Here is a 22,515-nt window from a genome sequence, read left to right on the forward strand (position 1 = left end):
AACTAATAATCCCTCCTCCTTACATCAAACCTACTCGACCGTAGTCCTCGTCCTCATTACTTGTAGGAATAATCCGATAACACACCTTGAGCCATACCCGTTCATGTGAGCGCTCATACATCTGAGCTAAGGTGCGCGCTTTATTCGTGCTTGTATGGGATTTGATTATGAACTCCGTTTTTATCGTCGACGATCACCCGGTCATCCGTCTTGCTGTTCGAATGCTGCTGGAACACGAAGGCTACAAGGTCGTCGGCGAAACCGATAATGGGGTCGATGCCATGCAAATGGTGCGCGAGTGCATGCCGGACCTGATCATTCTCGACATCAGCATTCCCAAGCTCGACGGCCTGGAAGTCCTTGCGCGGTTCAACGCCATGGGCTCTTCATTGAAAACCCTGGTGCTCACCGCGCAATGCCCGACTCTGTTCGGTATTCGCTGCATGCAGTCCGGCGCATCGGGATATGTCTGTAAACAAGAAGACTTGAGCGAACTGGTCAGCGCAATAAAAGCGGTACTTTCCGGTTATAACTACTTCCCCAGTCAGGCTTTGAATCCGGTTCGCACTGATGATATTCGTTACGCTGAACTGGAACTGTTCAAGTCCGTCAATGATCGTGAACTTATGGTGTTGCAATTATTTGCCCAAGGGCGCACCAATAAAGAAATAGCCAAGGGCATGTTTCTGAGTAACAAGACCGTCAGCACCTACAAGAAACGTCTGATGCAAAAACTCAAGGCCAAATCCCTTGTAGAACTTATAGAGATGGCCAAACGTAACGCACTCGTGTGAGAGCCAGCATGCCCAGTCGTTTAAAGGACTATTTAATTGCCTTGAGTGCCAGTCTGTTGCTGAGCACCAACGCCTTCGCCGTGCTCTCGACCACCCCGCACTATTCGCTGCTCAGCCGCTCGGCAAGCGAATCAGTGCCGGTGACGCTGCAACCGTCTCAGCAGCAATGGCTACAGACTCGCAGCGAACTGATACTGGGCACCTCTGCTCCCGATTATCCGCCCTTCGACATGACAGTCAGCGGTCGTGATTACGAGGGTCTGACCGCTGACTATGCAGGTTTCCTGAGCATCGCCACAGGTTTGCCTGTGCGCATTGAGCGTTTCCCCTCCCGCGATGCTGCCATTCGCGCGCTGGTCGACGGGCAAGTCGACATACTCGGTACGGCCAACGGCTACGAGGCCCGCAACGCCAACCTCGCGCTTTCCGTTCCCTACGCCACCGATCAACCCGTCCTTGTCACCCGCGAAGGCGAAAGCCGCTCTCTCAGCGAAGGCCTGGCGGGACTGCGCCTGAGCATGGTCTATCACTATCTGCCGCTGGCCGAAGTCAAGGCTCTGTACCCCAAGGCACTGATCACCTGCTACCCCTCCTACCAGAACGCGCTCAACGCCGTCGCGTTCGACCAATCCGACGTGTTTCTCGGCGATACCCTCTCCACCCACTACATGATCAACAAGGGCTACCTGAACAACGTGCGCATGGCCAACTTTGGCAAGCAGGAAGCTCAGGGATTCAGCTTCGCCGTGCGCCGCAATAACCCCAGGTTGCTGGAAATCATCGACACCGTACTCAACGCCGTGCCACGCAGTGAACGCGAAAACATTGCCAAACGCTGGAGTGCCGGCAGCGACCTGCTGCTCACCGACCGCAAGCTGCAATTGAGTCAACGCGAAGAGTCGTGGATCAAACGTCATCCCGTGGCCAGCGTGGTGGTGAACGAGGCCTACGCACCGCTGACGTTCTTCGACAGCGACGGCAACTTTCGCGGGATCAGCGCCGACCTTCTCGAACTGATTCGCCTGCGCACCGGCCTGCGTTTCGAGATCCGCCGCAGTCGCAACGACGCCGAGATGATCAAGCAGATCGACAACCATCAGGCGGATCTCATCGCCGCGCTGCTGCCGACGGCCGAACGCGAAGAAACCCTGAACTTCAGTCGGCCGTATCTGGAAAACTCTTACGTCCTGCTGACCCGCAAAAGTGCCGACAGCGCGACCAACCTCGGTCAGCTCAAAGGCAAGCAAGTGGCGATCGCGCAAGGCAATCCGATGGTCGAATACCTGCGCCGGGACTTTCCGAGGATTAATCTGATCGAAACGGCGGACACTTTCAGCGCGGTCTCGTTGCTGGCTGAAGGTCATGTCGATGGCGCCGTGAACTCGCTGGTGATCGCCAATTACTTCATCTCGTCACGCATCTTCGACCGTGCGCTGCAAATCACCACCACCATAGGCACTGGTCAGGCGGCCTTTTCACTGGCCACTGCGCGTGACAATACCGAACTGAGTTCAATCATCAACAAGGCCTTGCTGAGCATCGCGCCTGAAGAACTCGGTGTCATCAATGGCCGCTGGCGCGGTTACTCAACCGCCGCCCAGAACACCTGGCGCAATTACCAGCGCCTGTTCTATCAAGTGATTATTGGCGCCTGCCTGGTTCTATTGCTGTTGCTCGCCTGGAATGCCTACATGCGCCGGCAGATCAAACAACGTCGGGCCGCCGAGCGGGCGCTGAACGATCAGTTCGAGTTCATGCGTTCACTGGTCAACGGCACGCCACATCCGATCTACGTTCGCGACCGCCAGGGCCTGCTACAGAGCTGTAATGACAGCTATCTTGAGGTCTTCAACACCAGACGCGAAGACGTCATTGGCAAAAGCGTAATGGACGGAACCCTGAGCAACGCCTTCGAAGCCCAGGCGTTTCAAGCGGATTACCAGCGCGTAGTGGCCGAAGGGATTCCGCTGTTACTCGACCGGCCGCTGCACATCGGCAGCCGGCGACTGACGATCTATCACTGGATCCTGCCGTATCGCGACTCTGGCGGTGATGTGCAAGGCATCATCGGCGGCTGGATCGACATCAGCGAACGCCGCCAGTTGTTTGACAAGTTGCGCACGGCCAAGGAGCTTGCGGACGATGCCAACCGCGCAAAAAGTACCTTTCTGGCGACGATGAGCCACGAAATCCGCACACCGATGAACGCGGTGATCGGCATGCTCGAGCTGACGCTCAAGCGCATGGATCAGCAACACCCGGATCGTTCATCGATCGACACCGCCTACCACTCGGCCAAAGACCTGCTGGGTTTGATCGGCGATATTCTGGACATCGCGCGGATCGAATCCGGACGCCTGACCCTGTGCCCGGAACGGGTCAATCTGGTCGAGACAGTGGCGTCTGTCAGCAGAATTTTCGACGGTCTCGCCCGACAGAAAAACCTCTCCCTGCACCTGACGTTCAATCCCCCGGAGCTGGCAGTCGATGTGCAACTGGACCCATTGCGCTTCAAACAGGTGCTGTCGAACCTGATCAGCAACGCCATCAAGTTTACCGAGCACGGGCAGATCAAAATAACCCTTGATCTGATGACCACCGACGACCCGACACGCTCGCTGATGCAGTTAAGCGTTCAGGACAGTGGCGTCGGGATCAGTGCCGAGGACCAGCAGCGTCTGTTCGAACCCTTTGCCCAGGCAGAAAACAGCACACAACAAAGCCGAGGCGGCGCAGGCCTGGGCCTGGTCATCAGTCGCAACCTGTGCGAGATGATGGGCGGCAAACTGCAACTGAGCAGCCATCCCGGAATCGGTACTCAGGTGTGTATTTCCCTGCCGCTGGAAACCTTGCCAGCCGAAGTCGTCACGCGAAAAATCGAACCGTCGATCAACCCTACGCTTACGCCCCTGAATGTGCTGGTGGTCGACGATCATCCCGCCAATCGCTTGTTGATGTGTCAGCAGCTTGAGTTCCTCGGACACCGTTTCAGCGTCGCCGAAAATGGCAGCAGCGGACTCGAACTGTGGAAGGAAGGTCAATTCGATCTGGTAATCGTCGACTGCAACATGCCGTTGATGAACGGCTATGAACTGACCCGCGCCATTCGCCAGCATGAGCTGCAGCACCGCTGTCCACCCTGCACGGTGCTGGGTTTCACCGCCAACGCGCAACCTGAGGAGATACAACGCTGCAAGCAGGCGGGCATGGATGATTGCCTGTTCAAACCCTTGAGCCTGAGCCAGTTGAGTCAATGGGTCGACAGCGTGACACCGGCATCGACACCTGCCGCATTCAATCTGCAAAGCCTGAACATGCTCACCGGCGGCAACCCCGAGCAGAGCCGACGGCTGTTGGTTGAATTATTGAAAAGCAGCCGCCTCGATCGCGAGGAACTGCTCGCGCTGTCGCCACAAAATGATTGCCAGGCATTGGTCGTGGTTGCCCACAAGATCAAGGGGGCCGCACGCATCGCCCAGGCCTCGCGGGTGATCGAGTGCTGCGAAGCCCTTGAGCAAGCCTGCATGCAAACGCTGGCAAAAGAAGAGATCGCCCGTCGTTGCGCCGCCAGTAATCAGGTGATGCTCGAACTGGAGCACGCCCTGCAGCAACAATTGGATTTGACCGACCAAGGCAGAATGACTGTGCCTTAACTATGCTTGGGCGCTGAGCAGTGAGTTACACCCTATGGAGAGCCCGAGATGCCCAGCCCACTGCGCCCGGAACAACGCCGGTTTCCCTTGCATGTGCACATCAGCGTCATGTTCACGTTTTTGCTGCTGCTCACCGGCATCGTGCTGGGGCTGTTCAATTATCGGCAGACCACGCAGATCATCCTCTCTAGCAGCGAGAAGCTGTTCAACCGTATCGAACAGGACGTGCGTCTCGACCTGCATGCCACCTACCAGCCGATCCGGCATCTGTTGAGCCTGTTGGCGGAAAACCCGGCCACCCAGGCGCTGCGCCTTGAGCAGCGCCTGCCGTTGCTCAGACCGTTCAGCCAATCGCTGACCGACAACCCGGATCTGGCCTCGTTATATCTGGGTTACGCCAATGGTGACTTTTTCATGGTGCGGCCCCTGCGCACGGCGGCACTGAAAACCCTGCTCAAGGCACCGGAAACGGCGGTTTATCAGGTCTGGAACATCGAACACGACGCCGAGGGTCAAGCACACTCGCAAACGCTGTTTTTCGATCAATCACTGACCCCCATCAGCCGCCTGGACAACCCTGAAAATACCTACGATCCACGCAGCCGCGCCTGGTTTATCAGCGCTCGGCAGCAATCCGAACAGATCACCACCGAACCGTATGTATTTTTCTCGACCCACAATGTCGGCACCACCCTTGCCCGACGCAGCGGCGACAACGCCGTCATCGGCGCCGACCTGACGCTGCAAGCGCTGTCCGCGACCCTGAGCAAACACGTGGTGACGCCGGCCACCGAAATTGCCCTGTTCGACGCTGACGGCAATGCCGTGGCCTACCCCGACAGCAGTCGACTGATTGTCGATGACCGCACCGCGCGGCTGGCCAAAGTCACCGACCTGAGCCCGAGCCTGCACGCATTGCTGTCCGGCGAGCAGAGGGGCAACCGTCTGGAGGCTGACGGTCGACAATGGATCGTGGCCCGCAGCAGCATGCAGGAAGGTGGCCCGAAGGGATTGCAACTGGCGTTGCTGGTGCCTGAGGACGAACTGCTGGTCGATGCTTACCGCATGCGCTGGCAAGGCGCGCTGATTACGCTCGCCACCTTGCTGCTGTGCCTGCCCCTGGGCTGGCTGATTTCACGGCTGCTGGTCAAACCCTTGCACGCATTGGTGAAAGAAGCCGACGCGATTCGTAGTTTCGACTTCAATTTTCCGCTCGCGCGGCGCTCGCCAGTGCTCGAAGTCGACCAACTGAGCGTGTCGATGGCGCGGATGAAAGACACCCTGGCGAGTTTCTTCCGTATCACCGACAGCCTGTGCGCCGAAACCCGCTTCGCCCCCTTGCTGCAACGGGTGCTGTTCGAAACCGTGCAGATCGCTCAGGCCCAGGCCGGTCTGATCTATTTGCGTGATAGCGACGGCAGCCGCATGGAGCCTTACGGGCTAGTCGTCGACGGTACCGCGCAAACCCTTGAGGCGTTTGATATTCAGGGCCGAGACCTGCAAGCGAATGAGGGCCCGGCATGGTTTCAGCAACTTGCGGTAGCCGACAATATCGTCAGCAATCTGGGTTTCGAGCAGGCTGGCGATCTGCAAAAAGTCCTGCTGGCGATGTCCTCGCCGCGCGTGCACCTGATCGGTATACGCCTGCGCAATCGACACAACGAAACCATTGGCTTGCTGATCCTGTTGGTGAACGACAGCGGCACCGCGGCCGATCTGGAAAAACTGCGGCCCGACCGCATCGCTTTTCTGCAAGCGGTCTCCGGGGCCGCGGCCGTCAGTATCGAAAGCCAGCGGTTGCAAGCCAAACAGAAACAACTGCTGGATGCGTTCATTCAATTGCTGGCCGGTGCCATCGACGCCAAAAGCCCGTATACCGGCGGTCATTGTCAGCGGGTGCCGGAACTGACGCTGATGCTTGCGCATGCCGCGGCTGCCAGTCAGGCGCCCGCGTTCAGCGCCTATCAGCCCAGCGAAGATGAATGGGAGGCGCTGCATATCGCCGCGTGGCTGCACGATTGCGGCAAGGTCACGACGCCGGAATACGTCGTCGATAAAGCCACCAAACTGGAAACCATCAACGACCGAATCCACGAAATTCGCACGCGTTTCGAGGTGCTCAAGCGCGATGCCTGGATCAGCTACTGGCAGGCGCTGGCCATGGGTGGCAATGAAGCGCCGTTGAGCGAACGGCGCGACGCCACGCTGTCGGCACTCGACGCAGATTTCGCCTTTGTCGCGCGCTGCAACCTGGGCAGTGAGGCAATGGCCGAAGCGGATCAGCAACGGCTCAACGAGTTGGCTCAACGCACTTGGATGCGCACCCTGGATGATCGCCTGGGCGTGTCATGGGAAGAAAACCGCCGTCAGCAAAAAACGCCGGCACCGCTGCTGCCGGTCAGCGAGAAACTCCTCGCGGACAAGCCCGAGCATCTGCTTGATCGCGATGCCAGCGAGTTGATTCCCGAAGACAATCCATGGGGTTTCAAGCTGGACGTACCGCGCTACAAATACAATCGCGGCGAGCTGTACAACCTGAGCATCACGCGCGGCACGCTGACGCGCGAAGAACGCTACATCATCAATCACCACATGGTGCAGACCATCCTGATGCTCAGTCACCTGCCCTTCCCCGGCCACCTGGACAGCGTCGCGGAAATCGCCGGCGGCCATCACGAAAAAATGGACGGCAGCGGTTACCCGAAACGCCTGAAGCGCGAAGAAATGAGCCTGCCGGCGCGGATGATGGCGATTGCCGATATTTTCGAGGCACTGACGGCGGCCGATCGGCCGTACAAGAAGGCCAAGTCGCTCAGCGAAGCGCTGAACATCATGGCAACGATGAGCCACGAAGCGCACATCGATCCCGAGCTGTTCGCTTTGTTCATCAACGAAGGCGTGTACATGCAGTACGCCCTGCGCTTTCTAGATCCACAGCAAATTGATTCGGTGGATTCGGCCAGCCTGTTGCACAAGGCTGGCCTCACGGCATGATCAGCAGTCGGTCAGGCGCAGGAAAATCGCTGCCAGTTGCTCGATACCGGCCTGGTCAGCCGCGCCGAAACGCGCCAGCTTCGGGCTGTCGAGGTCGAGTACACCGATCAGGCGACCGTCCTTGACCAATGGCACCACCAGTTCGCTGTTCGACGCGCTGTCGCAGGCGATATGGCCGGGAAACGCGTGAACGTCTTCAACCCGCTGCGTCTGCCGAGTGGCCGCCGCGGCGCCGCACACGCCACGACCGAACGGAATACGCACACAGGCGATCTGCCCCTGAAACGGGCCGAGTACCAGTTCCTCGTTGCGATTGAGGTAAAAACCGGCCCAGTTCAAATCATTGAGCTGGTTGAACAGGAACGCTGAAAACTGCGCAGCATTGGCGATGAAGTCGCGCTCGTCCGCCAGCAGCGATTCCAGTTGTGCGGCCAACATGCCATAGCCTTCGAGGCCCTGGCCGCTTTGTTGCAAATCAATCATGCCTTGTGCTCCAACAATTTCAGTCCCACCCAGTAACGGGCGAATTGGTACGCGCAACGTCCATTGCGATTGCCGCGGCCGGTAGCCCAACGCACGGCGAGGATGTCCAGTTCTTCGTCGCGCTGCCAGCTCAGGCCGGCCTTGGCCGCCAACTGGCCGATCCAGTGTTCGACGACGTCGAGGAAGTGTTCTTGGGTAAACGGGTAAAACGACAGCCACAGACCAAAACGGTCGGACAATGCGATCTTGTCTTCCACCGCTTCGCTGGGATGCAACTCACCGTCGACGCGCTTCCAGTTTTCGTTATCGCTCTCCTTCTCCGGCACCAGATGGCGGCGGTTGGAAGTGGCGTACAGCAAGACGTTCTCCGGGGCCTGCTCCAGCGAGCCATCCAGCACGCTCTTGAGCACGCGGTAATCGCCTTCGCCGGACTCGAACGACAAGTCATCGCAAAACAACACGAAGCGTTGCGGCAGTTTGCCGATCTGCTCGACCACGCGCGGCAAGTCCGCAAGGTGATCGCGCTCGATCTCGATCAGGCGCAGCCCCGTCGCGGCGTGTTCCGCCAACAGCGCGCGCACCAGCGAGGACTTACCGGTACCACGCGAGCCCCAGAGCAGCGCGTGGTTGGCCGGCATGCCGTCGAGGAATTGCTGGGTATTGCGGCCCAATTGTTCGAGCTGACGATCGACACCGATCAGGTCGGACAGGCGCATGTCGAGGCTGACTTCCAGTGGCAGTAGATAGCCGCTGCGCCCGTCACGCTGCCAGCGCGCCGCCAGACAAGTGCTCCAGTCAATCACCGGACGGGGTGCCGGCAACAACGGTTCGATCCGCGCCAGTACCGACTCGGCGCGTTCAAGAAAAGCATTCAATCGGGAATCCACGTCTTCTCCTCGGGCACGTTCACAGTGATGATGGCGATCCAGCGACGACACACAGACTTAAATCCCCGTACCAGGCCTTGTTACAAGGCGATTCGGGAACCTCGGTATCCATACATGATCGACTATGCTTGAGCAGCGAAGGGAAACGGAAGTGGTTCAACACCCCATGGATATCAAATTCACCCACCGGCTATCGTACAAGCAAGCCAAGCTTACTGTGCTGGTCGGGTTCATTCTGGGCACGCTGCTCAGCCTGCTGCAAATCGGCATCGATTATGCCAGTGAAGACGCCTCCATCAACCGTGAAATCCTGTCTTTGCTGGAAATCAGCCACAATCCGGCATCGCGTATCGCCTACAACATCGATGCCGAACTGGCTCAGGAGCTCACCCTCGGCCTGCTGCGCTCGCCGGCAATCATCTCGGCGCAACTGACGGACAACAACAATACGGTGCTGGCCAGCGTCAAACGCCCCGAACTGCAAAGCGGCTATCGGGTGATCAGCGACTTTCTGTTTGGCGCAAAACGCCAGTTCGAAGACCGCCTCTACCTTGATCACCTGCCCGCAGAATCGCTCGGCGCCTTGAGCCTTGAAGTCGACACTTATGCATTCGGCAGCCGTTTTTTACGTCGGGCGGAAATCACCCTGCTCAACGGTTTCGCCCGCAGCCTGATCCTCACCGGTATTCTGCTGGCCTTGTTCTACGTAATGCTGACCAAACCGCTGGTGCGAGTGATTCGCGAGCTCAGCGGACGCGACCCACGCAGCGCCGAGCCGACCACTCTGGAATGCCCGGCCGGCCATGCCAACGACGAGATCGGCGTGCTGGTCAAAGTCGCCAATCAACAGTTCGAAAACATTGCCACGGAAATCCAGCAGCGGCGCAACGCCGAAAACCGTCTCACCGACTATCTCGGCCAGTTGGAAAATATCGTTTCATCGCGCACCGCCGAGCTCAAAGCCATCAACGCCCGGCTCAGCCAGTCCAATCAGGAACTGGAAGTCGCCCGCAGCACCGCGCTGGACATGGCCGAAGCGCGCTCGGCGTTTCTGGCCAACATGAGCCATGAAATCCGCACGCCGCTGAACGGCCTGTTGGGGATGATCGCGTTGTCGCTGGACGGCCCGCTGAATGCCGAGCAACAACAGCAGCTGTCGATCGCCCACGACTCGGGCAAAGTGCTGGTGGAGTTACTCAACGATATTCTCGACCTGTCCAAGTTCGATGCCGGGCAACTGGAGCTCGAACACATTCCGTTCGACCTTGGTTCGCTCGTCGAAGACACCGCCAACCTGCTGTCACAGAACGCTGCACCGAGCGTCGAACTGACCTGCCTGATCGACCCGCAGTTTCCTGCGCTGGTGCTGGGCGACCCGACCCGGGTTCGGCAGATCGTCAGCAACCTGCTGTCCAACGCATTGAAATTCACCCGATTTGGTCGGGTCGATGTGCGCTTGTCGGCGCACAAGGACGGCGTGCGTATCGAAGTCTGCGATACCGGGATCGGCATCGCGCAGGAAGCGCAGGTGAAAATTTTCCAGCCGTTCACTCAGGCTGGCGCCGGCATCACCCGTCAGTACGGCGGCACCGGGCTGGGCCTGGCGCTGACCTACAATCTCTGTGAAGCGATGCAGGGGCGTCTGACGATCAGTTCCGAGGCAGGTTTCGGCAGTCAGTTTTGCGCCGAATTACCGCTGCCCTGCCATACCCGCGCGGTCGCCCCGGCGCAGCTGCGCGGAAAAGTTCTGGCGATTACCGCTGGCAGCAGCGGTTTGGCGGAGTTGCTGAAGAGCCTATTGCCCGGCTGGGGACTCGAGTATGAGCAACGTACCATCGACGACTCATTGCTTGGCCTGAATCCAGACGTGCTGATTACCGACTGTCCCGAATGCCTGTTCGGGCTGCGACCGACGCTTGGCGCGCCCATTCTGCTGGTAACCGCCTACGGCAGTTTCCTGCCCAGCGAAGAGGCGGCAGCCCTTGCGCCGCTGCAACAACAGGCACGACCGCTGGCGCGAAACGCGCTCTATCAGAACTTGCGGCGCACCTTGCAACCGGACATTGCCACCATCAACGCTACACAACTTGAAAGCCCACCCTCGACAAGACGCGGGCGAGTGCTGCTGGTCGAGGACAACCCGGTCAATCAATTGGTGGCCAAAGGCATGCTGGGCAAACTCGGCTGTGATGTCGTAGTCGCTGCCCATGGGGCCGAAGCGCTGGATCAGCTGGAATTCCATGAGTTCGACCTGGTGCTGATGGACTGCAACATGCCGGTGATGGATGGCTACGAGGCGAGCCGGCAGATTCGCCAGAGTGGGCGCTGGCCAAATCTGCCGATTGTCGCCCTGACCGCCAACGCCATGTCCGAAGAACGCGAGCGTTGCCGCGCGGCGGGTATGAGCGACTACCTCGCCAAACCGTTCCGCCGCGAAGAGCTGGCAGCGCTGCTCGATCTGTGGATCCCGACTACGACAGCGCTTTGATCTGCCCCAGCAGGTGATCAAGGCCGTCGCGCAAGCCATTGAGCTGATCCAGATCCACACCGCTGTCGCAGAGCAAACGGGCCTTGAGCGGCCCAACCTGCTCGCGCAGTGCAAGCCCGGCTGCGGTCAGGCTCAGGTGCACTTCACGCTCGTCGCGCGCCGAACGCTGACGCTGCACCAGTTGCAACTGTTCCAGTCGCTTGAGCAGCGGCGTCAGCGTGCCGGAATCCAGCGCCAGGCGTTCGCCCAAGGCTTTGACCGTGGGTTGCTCCGGCGCGGTGTCCTGCCATTCCCACAACACCAGCATCGCCAGATATTGCGGATAGGTCAGGCCGAGCTGATCGAGCATTGGCTTGTAACCACGAATCACTGCCCGCGACGCCGCATACAACTTGAAGCACAACTGACTGTCGAGCTTCAGCGAATCGACCGACAAGCTGTTCATTTGAGCAGGGCTTCGATCTCGCGGCTCAGATCCTGCGGCTTGGTGGCCGGGGCGAAGCGCTTGACCAACTGGCCGTCCTTGCCGATCAGAAACTTGGTGAAATTCCACTTGATGCCCTGGGAACCCAGTACGCCCGGCGCACGTTTTTTCAACTGCACGAACAGCGGATGGGCGCCGGTGCCATTGACTTCAATCTTCTTGAACAGCGGAAAGCTGACACCAAAATTCAGCTCGCAGAATTCGCTGATGGCGCCCTCGTTGCCCGGCTCCTGCTTGCCGAACTGATTGCACGGGAAGCCCAGCACCACCAGGCCTTGATCCTTGTAGGTCTGCCACAACGCTTCGAGGCCTTTGTATTGCGGGGTGAAACCACACTTGCTGGCCGTGTTGACGACCAACACCGCTTTACCGGCGAAGTCGGCCAGGGTCTTTTGCTCGCCGTTGATGGTCGTGCAGGGAATATTCAGCAGGTTGTCGCTCATGGGACGGGCTCCGCAAGAAGTCGGGAAAAAACAAACATAGCGAGCAATTAAATTGCGTGCAATTTAATTAATCAAACTCCCACCCCTGTAGGAGCTGCCGAAGGCTCCTACAGGGGCTACCGGTTATTCGCGCGGTTCGAGATTCAGGCACACCGAATTGATGCAGTAGCGCAATCCGGTCGGCGGCGGGCCGTCCGGGAACACGTGGCCCAGATGCGCGTCGCAGCGAGCGCACTTCACTTCGGTGCGGATCATGCCGTGGCTGACGTCGCGGATTTCGGTCATCGCACTGTCGCCGATCGGCGCGTAGAAGCTTGGCCAGCCGCAGCCGGAGTCGAATTTAGTGGCGGAATCGAACAGCGGCTCATTGCAGCAGACACAGTGGTAAACACCGTCGGTTTTGGTGGCGTTGTATTTGCCGGAGAACGGTCGCTCCGTGGCACTGAGGCGGCAAACCTCGTACTGCTGCGGATCAAGCATGGCTTTCCATTCTTCCAGGGTTTTTTCCAACTTTTCCATCATCACACCTCAGCGGCTGAAAAAGCCCGATCTGTACCTTTTCCACGGATCGGGCGGCACGTATGATTGCGCCTCGTCACGTGCCAGTCTGGCAGCCAGACCGGGCGCATTCAAACGGATTCTGGAGGCCACGGTTCCAGACGTCCGCCTGTGCGAAGACGCAGGAATCCCAGTACGGTTGTCCATTCGCCGCCTGGATCGTTCATTTTCGGGATCACATCGCCATGCAGTTCAGCAAATCGAACAAGCTCGCCAACGTCTGCTACGACATTCGCGGCCCGGTGCTCAAGCACGCCAAACGACTGGAAGAGGAAGGCCAGCGCATCCTCAAGCTGAACATCGGCAACCCGGCGCCGTTTGGTTTCGAGGCACCAGACGAAATCCTTCAGGATGTGATCCGCAACCTGCCGACCGCGCAAGGCTACAGCGACTCCAAAGGTCTGTTCAGCGCGCGCAAGGCAGTGATGCAGTACTACCAGCAAAAAAACGTTGAAGGTGTCGGCATCGAAGACATCTACCTGGGTAACGGCGTATCCGAACTGATCGTGATGTCGTTGCAGGCGCTGCTCAACAACGGCGACGAAGTGCTGGTACCGGCCCCGGACTACCCGCTGTGGACAGCTGCCGTTAGCCTGGCGGGTGGCAACGCCGTGCATTACCTGTGCGACGAAGGCGCCGACTGGTTCCCGGATCTGGCCGATATCAAGGCCAAGATCACCCCGAATACCAAAGCGATGGTGATCATCAACCCGAACAACCCGACCGGCGCGGTGTATTCGAAGGAAGTGCTGCTGGGCATGCTCGAGCTGGCCCGTCAGCACAACCTCGTGGTCTTTTCCGACGAAATCTACGACAAGATTCTGTATGACGATGCCGTGCACATCTGCACCGCTTCGCTGGCCCCGGACCTGCTATGCCTGACCTTCAATGGTCTGTCGAAGTCCTACCGCGTGGCGGGTTTCCGCTCCGGCTGGATCGCCATCTCCGGGCCCAAACACAATGCCCAGAGCTACATCGAAGGCATCGACATGCTGGCCAACATGCGGCTGTGCGCCAACGTGCCGAGCCAGCATGCGATTCAGACCGCGCTGGGCGGCTATCAGAGCATCAATGATCTGGTGTTGCCGCAGGGTCGTCTGCTGGAACAGCGCAACCGTACCTGGGAGCTGCTCAACGACATTCCGGGCGTAAGCTGCGTCAAACCGATGGGCGCGCTGTACGCATTCCCGAAAATCGACCCTAAAGTCTGCCCGATCCACAACGACGAAAAGTTCGTGCTCGACCTGCTGCTCTCCGAGAAGCTGCTGGTGGTGCAAGGCACGGCATTCAACTGGCCGTGGCCGGATCACTTCCGCGTGGTCACCCTGCCGCGCGTCGATGATCTGGAAATGGCCATCGGCCGCATCGGCAACTTCCTCAAGTCGTACCGCCAGTAATTGGCCAGCAGTGCGCAACGGCCCGAACGTTGCGCACTGTCTGATTCAGCAACACTTCTACATCCCCCGCCCTCACACGCCTTCTACACTTGCGATTCGTAGTGCTCACAAACGCCTGACGTAATAGCGACGGGTCTCGGCTATCTGTCGTCCATGTCGCTGTGTGCTGTGGGAAACCAGCGTGTGCCGAAGAATCTGCTGTAGGACACAGTTTGAAATAGTCACTCGGTTGAATAGCCCGGTGCAGCACCTTATATACCCCGCAGTACGCTACATCTTTAGCTTGAGGAGATTTCTACAACCATGATGCGCATCCTGCTGTTTTTGGCCACTAACCTGGCGGTCGTGCTGATAGCCAGCATCACCCTGAGCCTGTTCGGCTTCAACGGGTTCATGGCGGCCAACGGGGTTGATCTCAATCTCAATCAGCTGCTGGTTTTCTGTGCGGTCTTTGGTTTTGCCGGTTCGCTGTTCTCGCTGTTCATCTCCAAGTGGATGGCGAAGATGAGCACCAGCACTCAGATCATCAGCCAGCCACGTACCCGGCATGAGCAATGGCTGTTGCAAACCGTTGAGCAACTGTCCCGCGAAGCCGGGATCAAGATGCCCGAAGTCGGTATCTTCCCGGCCTACGAGGCCAACGCCTTTGCCACCGGCTGGAACAAGAACGACGCGCTGGTCGCGGTCAGCCAGGGCCTGCTCGAGCGTTTTTCGCCCGATGAAGTCAAAGCCGTGCTGGCGCACGAAATCGGCCACGTCGCCAACGGCGACATGGTTACCCTGGCGCTGATCCAGGGCGTGGTGAACACATTTGTAATGTTCTTCGCGCGGATCATCGGCAATTTCGTCGACAAGGTGCTCTTCAAGAACGAAGAAGGCCAAGGCATTGCCTACTACGTGGCGACCATCTTCGCCGAACTGGTGCTGGGCATTCTGGCCAGTGCAATCGTCATGTGGTTCTCGCGCAAACGCGAATTCCGCGCCGACGAAGCCGGCGCCCGTCTGGCCGGTACCAGCGCGATGATCGGCGCACTGCAACGGCTGCGAGCTGAACAGGGCCTGCCAGTACACATGCCCGACACCCTGAATGCCTTCGGCATCAACGGTGGCATCAAGCAGGGTTTCGCTCGCATGTTCATGAGCCACCCGCCGCTGGAAGCGCGTATTGACGCCCTGCGTCGCCGCGGTTGATTGCATGGTTTAAAGGTTCAGCCGTTGAAAACAAAAATGCCCGTATCTCGCGATACGGGCATTTTTTTGTCCGAAGCTCGGGATCAACCGGCGATGGCGCGATCCACCGAGAGCTTGCCGGCGCCTTCGATCAGCACTGCAAGGCTGCCGCCGAGCAGGGCCAGAGCGAACTCATAACCGTTGTTGGCCATGAACAGACCGTTGCCGATATGCACGGTGAAGATCGCGACCAGCGACAGGAAGGTCAAACCCAGTGCTGCCGGGCGAACCAGCAGGCCGATGATCAGCGCCAGACCGGCGAAGAATTCAGTACCGCCAGACAGTATCGCCATGAGGTAACCCGGGTGCAGACCAAGGCTGTCCATGTACTGCGCGGTACCGGCCAGACCATAACCACCGAACAGACCAAAGAGTTTTTGCGAGCCGTGGGCCGCGAAGATCACGCCCACCGCGATGCGCAGAATAGTCAGACCGTAGCCAGCGCGGGTGAACAGTACCTTGTTGATCAGAGAGCTCATGGGGCATTCCTTGTTTTGCGAGAAGTTATGTGTGTTGGTTGGCCGCTATATTAATCAGTAAATCAAATGTTAAAAGCGTAAATATTTCGCCATAACAATCAGATTATTAGATCATTTACGTGAGACGACTTTCTGCCCACCGGGCTCCAACGACTCCCGCTCCCGGTCGAACGCCAAGTAATACTTGTTCACGCTATTAACATAGCTGACCGGCCCCATTCCGACCTGCTCCATGGCAATGCGCTCGACCTGGAAGAACCACTGATTAGGATTGAGCCCACGCCGCCGGGCTTCGGCGCGCATGCCCTGAACCCGCTCCGGTCCAATGTTGTACGCCGCCAGCGTGAACGCCATACGCTCGCGCTCGTTGAGCTTGGGGCTGCTGAAGAACTTGCGGCGGATCATCGCCAGGTACTTGGCGCCGGCCTGCACATTCGCATCAAGATTCTGGATATTGTTGACGCCCACCCGTTGCGCTGCTGACGGGGTGATCTGCATCAACCCGGTCGGTCCACTGCCGCTGCGCGCATTGGGTTGCAGGGCCGACTCCTTGAACGCCAGCGCCGCCAGGTTCAGCCAGTCCATGTTTTGCGCCTGAGCATGTTTTTGCAGGGTCGGGCGCAGTTTCTCCAAGCGCTGACGGTCAGCCTTGGCCAATGGATAGTGGACTTGATAGAGACGACGATAGATGCGCAAAAACGCTACGTCTTCGTTCGACGGCTTTTTGTAACCGGTCAGGAAGCGATCAATGCTCGCGCGCAGCATCGACGCATCGCGGCGTACGAACCAGTATTCCTCGCCCGGTTCGCTGATCATCAATTGCCGGTCTAAACGCAGTTTCGGCAGGATCTTGCCCCAGCGCTCGGCGATGGGTTGCTCGACGATGGTCAGGTGGAAGATGCCACCCTGAACCATTTCCAGGACATCCTCGACCGCCAGTGTCGGGTCAACCCATTCAATCTTGATCGGCGCCAGTTTGTGCAGCGCCAGCTTCTGGTTGAGCTGACTGACCGCCTCCCCTGCCGCGCTGCCGGTGGGCAATGCGAGGGTTTTGCCGGCCAGTTGTTCGACCTTGGTGTAACGGCGTTCGCCTTTGATGCCGACCAGCACCAACGGCACGTTGCTGGCGATCGGTTCACTGCTGGCCACCGCATGCCCCGGTTGCAGCTCGAGCAATTCGCCCGGCGCCACCAGATCACCTTCGCCACGCTGCAAGGCACCGAGCAGTTGATCCTTGGCTTTGGGGATGATTTTAAGGGTGACTTCCTGGCCGTCGCGGGCGTGGCCGTTGAGGTATTGCTCGAAGGCGCGCAAGCGATGGTATTCGACGCCGATGGCCTGCCCCTGGACTTCGCCGGAGCTGTTGCGGCTCTGGTTGACCAGCACGCGCAACACGCGACTGCTGCGAATTTCCGACAGATCGCGAACCTTGGCGGCCGGCACCGCTTGCAGCGGCCCGGGCAAGCGCGCAACCGCCGTCATCGGCAGCAGCAACGATCCACACAACAGCAGCAAAACCGAGGGACGAATCATCCACTCTCCGGAAAGAATACGGGGCAATTTCACCGCTGAACGGCGTAAATCACCGACGAAAACAGAGCGCCTGGAGCGCTGGCAAAGTGCGAGAGACTGGCACAGTGATGGCATTTATGCCAACCCGGGCTGCGTCGCGGCATCAAGAGACAGCTATAACTCTTTGTAGTTCTTGGCTTTTCTTCTGAATCTACAGCTCTGGTATGCTTTCCGGCCTTCGGCCCGAGGTAGCAACCATGCAACTCATCGATATCGGCGTCAACCTGACCAACCCAAGTTTCGCCGACAAACACCAGGCCGTACTCGACCGCGCCTATGCCGCCGGGGTCTGCCAATTGGTGCTGACCGGCACCAGCGTCGAGGGCAGCGAGCAGGCTCTGGAGCTCTGCCAGCAACTGGATGAGTCCGCACAGCGACTGTTTGCCACCGCCGGTATTCACCCGCATTCGGCCAGTGACTGGAACGCTGACAGCGCTCGGCGCCTGCGCAGCTTGCTGAAGGAAACCAACGTGGTTGCAGTGGGTGAATGCGGGCTGGATTTCAATCGCGATTTTTCGCCACGTGCGCAACAGGAAAAGGTGCTCGAAGAGCATCTGGCAATGGCCGTCGACCTGCAGATGCCGGTGTTTCTGCATGAGCGCGACGCCAGTCAGCGCCTGCTGGAAATACTGAATGACTTCCGCGATCAATTGCCGGCCGCCGTCGTGCATTGCTTCACCGGCGAGCAAAAGGCTCTGTTCAGCTACCTCGATCTGGATCTGCACATCGGCATCACTGGCTGGATCTGCGACGAGCGCCGCGGCACGCATCTGCATCCGCTGGTCAAAGAGATCAAACGTGGACGCCTGATGCTGGAAAGCGATGCGCCGTACTTGTTGCCGCGCACGCTGCGACCGAAGCCGAAAAACGGCCGCAATGAGCCGGCGTATCTGACCGAAGTCCTGCGTGAAGTGGCGCTGCATCGGGGTGAAACCGAGGAAGATCTGGCGGCGCACACGACCGCGTGTGCGCGAGCTTTTTACGGTTTACCTGAGCTGGCGTGAACTCGAAAAGATCGCAGCCTTCGGCAGCTCCTACATGGGACTCATGTTAGGAACCTGGAACTGACGCGGGCTGCGATCTTTTGATCTTTTGACCCATATCAAATCCAATGTCCTGCATAGCGGCACAATACTGGCACCTTGCCAATGCTGTTTCCGCTATCAGAGAAAACCTCCATGGGTGCCTGGCTTAGCAATATCTCGCTGAAGTACAAATTCTGGGCGGTCAACGCGGTCGCCTTCATCACCACCCTGCTGCTGGTGTTGTACGCCGTACAACTCGAACAGCAGGCGCGCAGCCACGCCTCGAAAGCCTCGGCTCAAGCCCAGGCGCAATTGCTCATGGCCTGGCCGGCCGGGCAGGCGTTGCCCAAGACTGATCAAGTGCTGACGTTCAAACGCGGTGAAGCGCCGCGCCTCAACGATCAACCGTTGCTGGAGATCACCGACAGTCACGGCTGGAACGAGATCAACCACATGCCGCTGTTCGGCGAAAACCCACTGATGGGGGCTGAAGTGTTCAGCCGCGCCGACGACCAGCAAGTCGCCGTGATCGCGTATGGCCCGAGCCTGACGCAAGTCTTCAGCGAGCGCTTCGCCAATTACGCAGTGGCGGTGTTCATTCTGATGCTGGCGATGCTCGGCGCTTCGCAGTTGCTGATCCGTTTTCTGCTCAGCCAGCTCAATACGTTGAAAGACGTGATGCTGCACGTTGAAAAGAGCGGCGACCTCTCCGCCCGCGTCCCTTTGGCCGGCAAAGATGAAGTCGGGCAGATGGCCAATGCGTTCAACGCCATGCAGGCCGGTTATCAGCGCGTGGTCAGCACGGTTGCCAACACCGCGCGGCAACTGGACGTCGGTGCCGCGCGCCTGGCGTCGAGCATGAACGAAGTGCGCCACGGCATGCTCGGCCAGCAGAGTGAAACCGATCAGGCCGCTACCGCGATCAACGAAATGACCGCCACGGTTTACCACATCGCCCAACACGCGGGCGCCACCCGCGATCTGTCGCAGACCGCCGATGGCCTCGCCGGCAGCGGCCAGCAAGTGGTGGCGCGGGTGCAGCATTCGATTGCCGGACTTTCCAGCGGCGTGCAGCAGACCGCCGAGATGATCCAGCGCCTGGCCGAGGACAGCCAGAAGATCAACGGCGTGGTCAGTGTGATTCACAGCATTGCCGAGCAGACCAATCTTCTGGCCCTCAACGCCGCCATCGAGGCCGCCCGCGCGGGTGAAATGGGCCGAGGTTTTGCGGTGGTCGCCGATGAAGTGCGCAATCTTGCGAAACGCGTGCAGACTTCGACCGATGAAATCACCCTCATGGTTTCAGCGCTGCAGGCCGGTACGCGCGATGCCGTGGATTTCATGCAGGAGAGCTCATACAAGGCCGACGACTGCGTACAGCAGGCACAAGAGGCTGGCGCGGCACTGGCGGAAATCACCGGAGCGGTGGCGCAGATGCGCGAGAGCAACACGCAGATTGCCGTCGCGGCAGAGCAGCAGAGCCAGGTCGCCGAGGAAATGAATCGGGCGGTGGTGAGTATTCGTGATGTGACCGAGAACACCGTGCAGCAGACGGTCGATTCGGCGACCACCAGTAATGAACTGGCGACGTTGGCGGGGGAGTTGAGCAAGGCGATTGGGCAGCTGAAACTCTGACGGCCTCATCGCGGGCAAGCCCGCTCCCACAGGTTTCATGGGTGTTCACACAACCGGTGTTCACTGGAGATCACTGTGGGAGCGGGCTTGCCCGCGATGGCGGCATTTGAAACGACATCAAATCCTGCGATGACGCCTATCGCTTCAATAGCCAACCTTGATTCGCCGCTCTTCGCGCCCCGGCCTATTCTTCAACCATGTGTTCAACATGGATCGAGGAGTAGTCAACATGGGCAAACGTCACCCCAACCTTCCTGCGTGGCAATGGCGCGCATACCCGGGTAATCATCAGCATCCGACCAATCTGGTGCTGCACCTGATTGCGGTGCCGTTGTTCATCGTGGCGTTTCTGCTGATCGTCTCCGGGGTATTCAGCCTGAGCCTGGCCAGCGTCGCCATCGGCGTGATTGGTATCGTCGCAGCGCTGGGTTTGCAGCGCCACGGCCACAGCCTGGAGGCGCAAGCCTCCGAGCCGTTCAGTGATCGTAAAGATGCGGTATCGCGCTTACTGGTCGAGCAGTTTCTGACCTTTCCGCGTTTTATCCTCAGCGGAGGCTGGTGGCGCGCGTGGCGTGAGCGCCACCGCCGCCACTGATTCAGGCAAAGATCGTGACGGTCTGGCGACTCATGGCGATCAGTTCCCCTTGCGCGCTCCACAATTTCGCGGCGACGTGTCCGTAGCCGTCAGCGGCGTATTCAATGTCTGCCAGGTATTGGCACCAGTCCAGCGTACTCAAATCGCGTAGTGGCTGAACGAACTCAATGGTCCAGGTCAACGTGCTGCCCGGTGCAGGCTTCTTCAGATAGGGCAACAGTGCAGGTGGCCATGCATCGACCAGTGCGAGCAGATGGGCCTCGCTGACGGGTTCCTCCCGAACATCACCGCGCAGACGCACCCAGCCGCCCATCAGCCGCGATTGATTACCGGTGAATGGCATACCGCCAACACTCCAGCGCATTGCCAGATGGCGCATGAATTCCGGGGTCACGCCTTTGATGTAAGGCAACTCCTGGCATTCGTCCCAAGGTTTCATTTCAGCTGCGGGGTAGGCTTCAACGGCGACTTCCGAGGGCCGCGATGCGCCAAAGCTGCCTTGCACCAGCGTGACCACCTGACCATTCTGCATCGCACGGCCCAACACCTGGCTGACGGCTTTGCCTTCGCGCAACACATCGACTTCAAAACTCACCGGCACTTCCGGTTCGACCGGCCCGACAAAGGTGATCGCCAACGAACGCACCGGGCGATCTGCCGGGACCTTGGCGCGCATGGCTTCGTATTGCAGCGCAGCGACCAGGCCGCCGAAACTGGCGCGGCCCTGACCCCATTCGGCGGGAATGGTCAGTTGCGGTTGGCGGCGGACAGCATCAAGCAGATCGCAAAAGCGCATGGCAACCTCAGAAAGCAAAAATGAATGCAGGGATCTTAACCAGCCAGGCACAGCGCCGCAGCGTCTATTCCGGTCAAATGCGCTGACAGATCAGACACCACCGTGCCTTTGTCGAAGCAGAGCATGCTCGCGAAGACGGACCATCAGACAACATCTTCATCGACTGATACGCCGCTTTCGCGAGCAAGCTCTGCTCCTAAAAGGGAGGTGTGGTGCTCAGGATTTGAAACAGCTTGAGCTGAGTTTTTCGAGGACGCGATCGGCTTTGATTTCAGCCTTGATCATGGTCGCTTTCCAAGTGGCGACGCACGGCAGCAGGTCAGTTTCCAGTTCGGACCTGGCCAGCCATTGCCAGCAGTCGTGCCAATCGCCCAACGCACCTTGCGCGGACTTCAAACGTGGCAACGCTGCTTCCGGCAGGCGATCCAGTTCGGGATAGGCTTCGATGCCATAGCGCACACGCTTGATCAGCAAGCGCAGGCGATGACGGTCGTGGGCGGGATCGTGCAACGCCTGGTCGAGTTTCTTCCATTGTTTGCCGAGACGCTTTTCGATGCGTTTGCCCAAGCCATTGAGCAATCCCTGGCGCTGCGAGGCGCGCAGAAAACGTGGAAAAGCGTCGAGAATCATCAGCAGCGAAGCCACTTCGGCACTCGCTGCCAGCGCCGGATAGGCCTCGGCCATCTGCGCCATACGCCGTTGCGCGGCTTGCGGCTGTTGGTGTTCGAGCAAATACGCCGCGAGCACTTCGCGATCGCGCCACGGCGTGGTCAACTGACCGACCGCCGACGCCGCCTCTTCCAGTTGCTCGACACCGGGCAAGCCGCGCAACGGCCGCAGCAGACTGCGCAAGCGCCGAACCGTGGTACGCAAATCGTGCAGCGCCTCAGGGTCGGTGCGCGCCGTCAACCGCGCCTGACAGGCCAGCAGGCGCACTTCAATGCTCAGAACATGAGCCACCAAGCGGTCAACCAACGCAGACATCACTTGCTCCTGATTCAA

18 protein-coding genes are annotated in these 22,515 nt (G+C 59.2%); 9 read left to right on the forward strand and 9 right to left on the reverse strand.

Annotated features, from left to right (window positions below; all coding sequences use genetic code 11):
* Positions 1-167: 167 nt before the first annotated feature.
* The 3 genes from JFT81_RS28060 to JFT81_RS28070 are packed head-to-tail and all read left to right on the forward strand — an operon-like array spanning position 168 to position 7,441.
* Positions 168-794: a response regulator transcription factor gene (locus JFT81_RS28060; RefSeq protein ID WP_201148455.1), complete on the forward strand. Its 627-nt coding sequence runs from the start codon at positions 168-170 to the stop codon at positions 792-794.
* Positions 795-802: 8 nt separating this feature from the next.
* Positions 803-4,447: a transporter substrate-binding domain-containing protein gene (locus tag JFT81_RS28065; RefSeq protein WP_201230857.1), complete on the forward strand. Its 3,645-nt coding sequence runs from the start codon at positions 803-805 to the stop codon at positions 4,445-4,447.
* A 48-nt stretch (positions 4,448-4,495) separates the two neighbouring features.
* Positions 4,496-7,441: an HD domain-containing phosphohydrolase gene (locus JFT81_RS28070; RefSeq protein WP_201230859.1), complete on the forward strand. Its 2,946-nt coding sequence runs from the start codon at positions 4,496-4,498 to the stop codon at positions 7,439-7,441.
* Here JFT81_RS28070 and JFT81_RS28075 read toward each other — a convergent pair whose 3' ends face one another.
* Both JFT81_RS28075 and JFT81_RS28080 read right to left on the reverse strand, forming a co-directional pair.
* The gene (locus JFT81_RS28075) at positions 7,442-7,924 is read right to left on the reverse strand and encodes a GAF domain-containing protein (protein ID WP_201230861.1); all 483 of its coding nucleotides are present in this window, start codon (positions 7,922-7,924) and stop codon (positions 7,442-7,444) included.
* Entirely contained in the window at positions 7,921-8,811 is an 891-nt protein-coding gene (locus JFT81_RS28080) for an ATP-binding protein (protein WP_201230863.1), read from the reverse strand. The genes JFT81_RS28075 and JFT81_RS28080 overlap by 4 nt, the downstream gene beginning before the upstream one ends.
* Before the next feature lie 166 nt (positions 8,812-8,977).
* Here JFT81_RS28080 and JFT81_RS28085 point away from each other — a divergent pair, with 166 nt between their 5' ends.
* The gene (locus tag JFT81_RS28085) at positions 8,978-11,299 is read left to right on the forward strand and encodes a response regulator (protein ID WP_201230866.1); all 2,322 of its coding nucleotides are present in this window, start codon (positions 8,978-8,980) and stop codon (positions 11,297-11,299) included.
* Here the strand turns inward: JFT81_RS28085 and JFT81_RS28090 are convergent.
* The 3 genes from JFT81_RS28090 to msrB form a co-directional block, all read right to left on the reverse strand.
* The gene (locus tag JFT81_RS28090; RefSeq protein WP_201230867.1) at positions 11,283-11,744 is read right to left on the reverse strand and encodes a MarR family transcriptional regulator; all 462 of its coding nucleotides are present in this window, start codon (positions 11,742-11,744) and stop codon (positions 11,283-11,285) included. The genes JFT81_RS28085 and JFT81_RS28090 overlap by 17 nt on opposite strands.
* Entirely contained in the window at positions 11,741-12,226 is a 486-nt protein-coding gene (locus tag JFT81_RS28095; protein WP_201230868.1) for a glutathione peroxidase, read from the reverse strand. The genes JFT81_RS28090 and JFT81_RS28095 overlap by 4 nt, the downstream gene beginning before the upstream one ends.
* Positions 12,227-12,349: 123 nt before the next feature.
* Positions 12,350-12,745 (reverse strand): peptide-methionine (R)-S-oxide reductase MsrB, encoded by a 396-nt coding sequence (gene msrB, locus JFT81_RS28100; protein ID WP_201230869.1) that lies wholly within the window; start codon positions 12,743-12,745, stop codon positions 12,350-12,352.
* Positions 12,746-12,969: 224 nt separating this feature from the next.
* Between msrB and JFT81_RS28105 the strand changes: the two genes are divergently transcribed.
* Both JFT81_RS28105 and htpX read left to right on the forward strand, forming a co-directional pair.
* Positions 12,970-14,181, forward strand: coding sequence for a pyridoxal phosphate-dependent aminotransferase (locus JFT81_RS28105; protein WP_103304753.1), 1,212 nt, complete (start codon positions 12,970-12,972; stop codon positions 14,179-14,181).
* Between the two features lie 303 nt (positions 14,182-14,484).
* Positions 14,485-15,372: a protease HtpX gene (gene htpX / locus JFT81_RS28110; protein WP_201230870.1), complete on the forward strand. Its 888-nt coding sequence runs from the start codon at positions 14,485-14,487 to the stop codon at positions 15,370-15,372.
* A gap of 83 nt (positions 15,373-15,455) precedes the next feature.
* Here htpX and JFT81_RS28115 read toward each other — a convergent pair whose 3' ends face one another.
* Both JFT81_RS28115 and JFT81_RS28120 read right to left on the reverse strand, forming a co-directional pair.
* Positions 15,456-15,890: a DoxX family protein gene (locus JFT81_RS28115; RefSeq protein ID WP_201230871.1), complete on the reverse strand. Its 435-nt coding sequence runs from the start codon at positions 15,888-15,890 to the stop codon at positions 15,456-15,458.
* Positions 15,891-16,001: 111 nt separating this feature from the next.
* Complete coding sequence (locus JFT81_RS28120) at positions 16,002-17,423, reverse strand: transglycosylase SLT domain-containing protein (RefSeq protein WP_201230875.1); 1,422 nt, start codon at positions 17,421-17,423, stop codon at positions 16,002-16,004.
* A 236-nt stretch (positions 17,424-17,659) separates the two neighbouring features.
* Here JFT81_RS28120 and JFT81_RS28125 point away from each other — a divergent pair, with 236 nt between their 5' ends.
* The 3 genes from JFT81_RS28125 (at position 17,660) to JFT81_RS28135 (ending at position 20,717) form a co-directional block, all read left to right on the forward strand.
* Positions 17,660-18,466 carry a TatD family hydrolase gene (locus JFT81_RS28125; protein WP_201230879.1) on the forward strand — a complete coding sequence of 269 codons (807 nt, stop codon included), beginning with the start codon at positions 17,660-17,662 and terminating at the stop codon, positions 18,464-18,466.
* A 174-nt stretch (positions 18,467-18,640) separates the two neighbouring features.
* On the forward strand, positions 18,641-20,122 hold the full coding sequence (locus JFT81_RS28130) for a methyl-accepting chemotaxis protein (RefSeq protein ID WP_201230880.1): 1,482 nt from the start codon (positions 18,641-18,643) through the stop codon (positions 20,120-20,122).
* A 229-nt stretch (positions 20,123-20,351) separates the two neighbouring features.
* The gene (locus JFT81_RS28135) at positions 20,352-20,717 is read left to right on the forward strand and encodes an Mpo1-like protein (protein WP_201230886.1); all 366 of its coding nucleotides are present in this window, start codon (positions 20,352-20,354) and stop codon (positions 20,715-20,717) included.
* Position 20,718: 1 nt separating this feature from the next.
* Here JFT81_RS28135 and JFT81_RS28140 read toward each other — a convergent pair whose 3' ends face one another.
* Complete coding sequence (locus JFT81_RS28140) at positions 20,719-21,513, reverse strand: acyl-CoA thioesterase domain-containing protein (RefSeq protein ID WP_201230887.1); 795 nt, start codon at positions 21,511-21,513, stop codon at positions 20,719-20,721.
* A 216-nt stretch (positions 21,514-21,729) separates the two neighbouring features.
* Entirely contained in the window at positions 21,730-22,497 is a 768-nt protein-coding gene (locus JFT81_RS28145; protein WP_201230888.1) for a CHAD domain-containing protein, read from the reverse strand.
* Between the last annotated feature and the right edge of the window lie 18 nt (positions 22,498-22,515).

The organism is Pseudomonas sp. TH43, assembly GCF_016650635.1.
Taxonomy (GTDB): Bacteria; Pseudomonadota; Gammaproteobacteria; order Pseudomonadales; family Pseudomonadaceae; genus Aquipseudomonas.

What these genes read in the sequence shown, in the direction of transcription:
- JFT81_RS28105 (WP_103304753.1), top strand. Translation starts at nt 12,970, where the DNA reads ATGCAGTTCAGCAAATCGAACAAGCTCGCCAACGTCTGCTACGACATT.
- JFT81_RS28090 (WP_201230867.1), bottom strand. Translation starts at nt 11,744, where the DNA reads ATGAACAGCTTGTCGGTCGATTCGCTGAAGCTCGACAGTCAGTTGTGC.
- htpX (WP_201230870.1), top strand. Translation starts at nt 14,485, where the DNA reads ATGATGCGCATCCTGCTGTTTTTGGCCACTAACCTGGCGGTCGTGCTG.
- JFT81_RS28125 (WP_201230879.1), top strand. Translation starts at nt 17,660, where the DNA reads ATGCAACTCATCGATATCGGCGTCAACCTGACCAACCCAAGTTTCGCC.
- JFT81_RS28115 (WP_201230871.1), bottom strand. Translation starts at nt 15,890, where the DNA reads ATGAGCTCTCTGATCAACAAGGTACTGTTCACCCGCGCTGGCTACGGT.
- JFT81_RS28060 (WP_201148455.1), top strand. Translation starts at nt 168, where the DNA reads ATGAACTCCGTTTTTATCGTCGACGATCACCCGGTCATCCGTCTTGCT.
- JFT81_RS28070 (WP_201230859.1), top strand. Translation starts at nt 4,496, where the DNA reads ATGCCCAGCCCACTGCGCCCGGAACAACGCCGGTTTCCCTTGCATGTG.
- JFT81_RS28095 (WP_201230868.1), bottom strand. Translation starts at nt 12,226, where the DNA reads ATGAGCGACAACCTGCTGAATATTCCCTGCACGACCATCAACGGCGAG.
- JFT81_RS28065 (WP_201230857.1), top strand. Translation starts at nt 803, where the DNA reads ATGCCCAGTCGTTTAAAGGACTATTTAATTGCCTTGAGTGCCAGTCTG.
- JFT81_RS28145 (WP_201230888.1), bottom strand. Translation starts at nt 22,497, where the DNA reads ATGTCTGCGTTGGTTGACCGCTTGGTGGCTCATGTTCTGAGCATTGAA.
- JFT81_RS28135 (WP_201230886.1), top strand. Translation starts at nt 20,352, where the DNA reads ATGGGCAAACGTCACCCCAACCTTCCTGCGTGGCAATGGCGCGCATAC.
- JFT81_RS28075 (WP_201230861.1), bottom strand. Translation starts at nt 7,924, where the DNA reads ATGATTGATTTGCAACAAAGCGGCCAGGGCCTCGAAGGCTATGGCATG.
- JFT81_RS28130 (WP_201230880.1), top strand. Translation starts at nt 18,641, where the DNA reads ATGGGTGCCTGGCTTAGCAATATCTCGCTGAAGTACAAATTCTGGGCG.
- JFT81_RS28140 (WP_201230887.1), bottom strand. Translation starts at nt 21,513, where the DNA reads ATGCGCTTTTGCGATCTGCTTGATGCTGTCCGCCGCCAACCGCAACTG.
- msrB (WP_201230869.1), bottom strand. Translation starts at nt 12,745, where the DNA reads ATGGAAAAGTTGGAAAAAACCCTGGAAGAATGGAAAGCCATGCTTGAT.
- JFT81_RS28120 (WP_201230875.1), bottom strand. Translation starts at nt 17,423, where the DNA reads ATGATTCGTCCCTCGGTTTTGCTGCTGTTGTGTGGATCGTTGCTGCTG.
- JFT81_RS28085 (WP_201230866.1), top strand. Translation starts at nt 8,978, where the DNA reads ATGGATATCAAATTCACCCACCGGCTATCGTACAAGCAAGCCAAGCTT.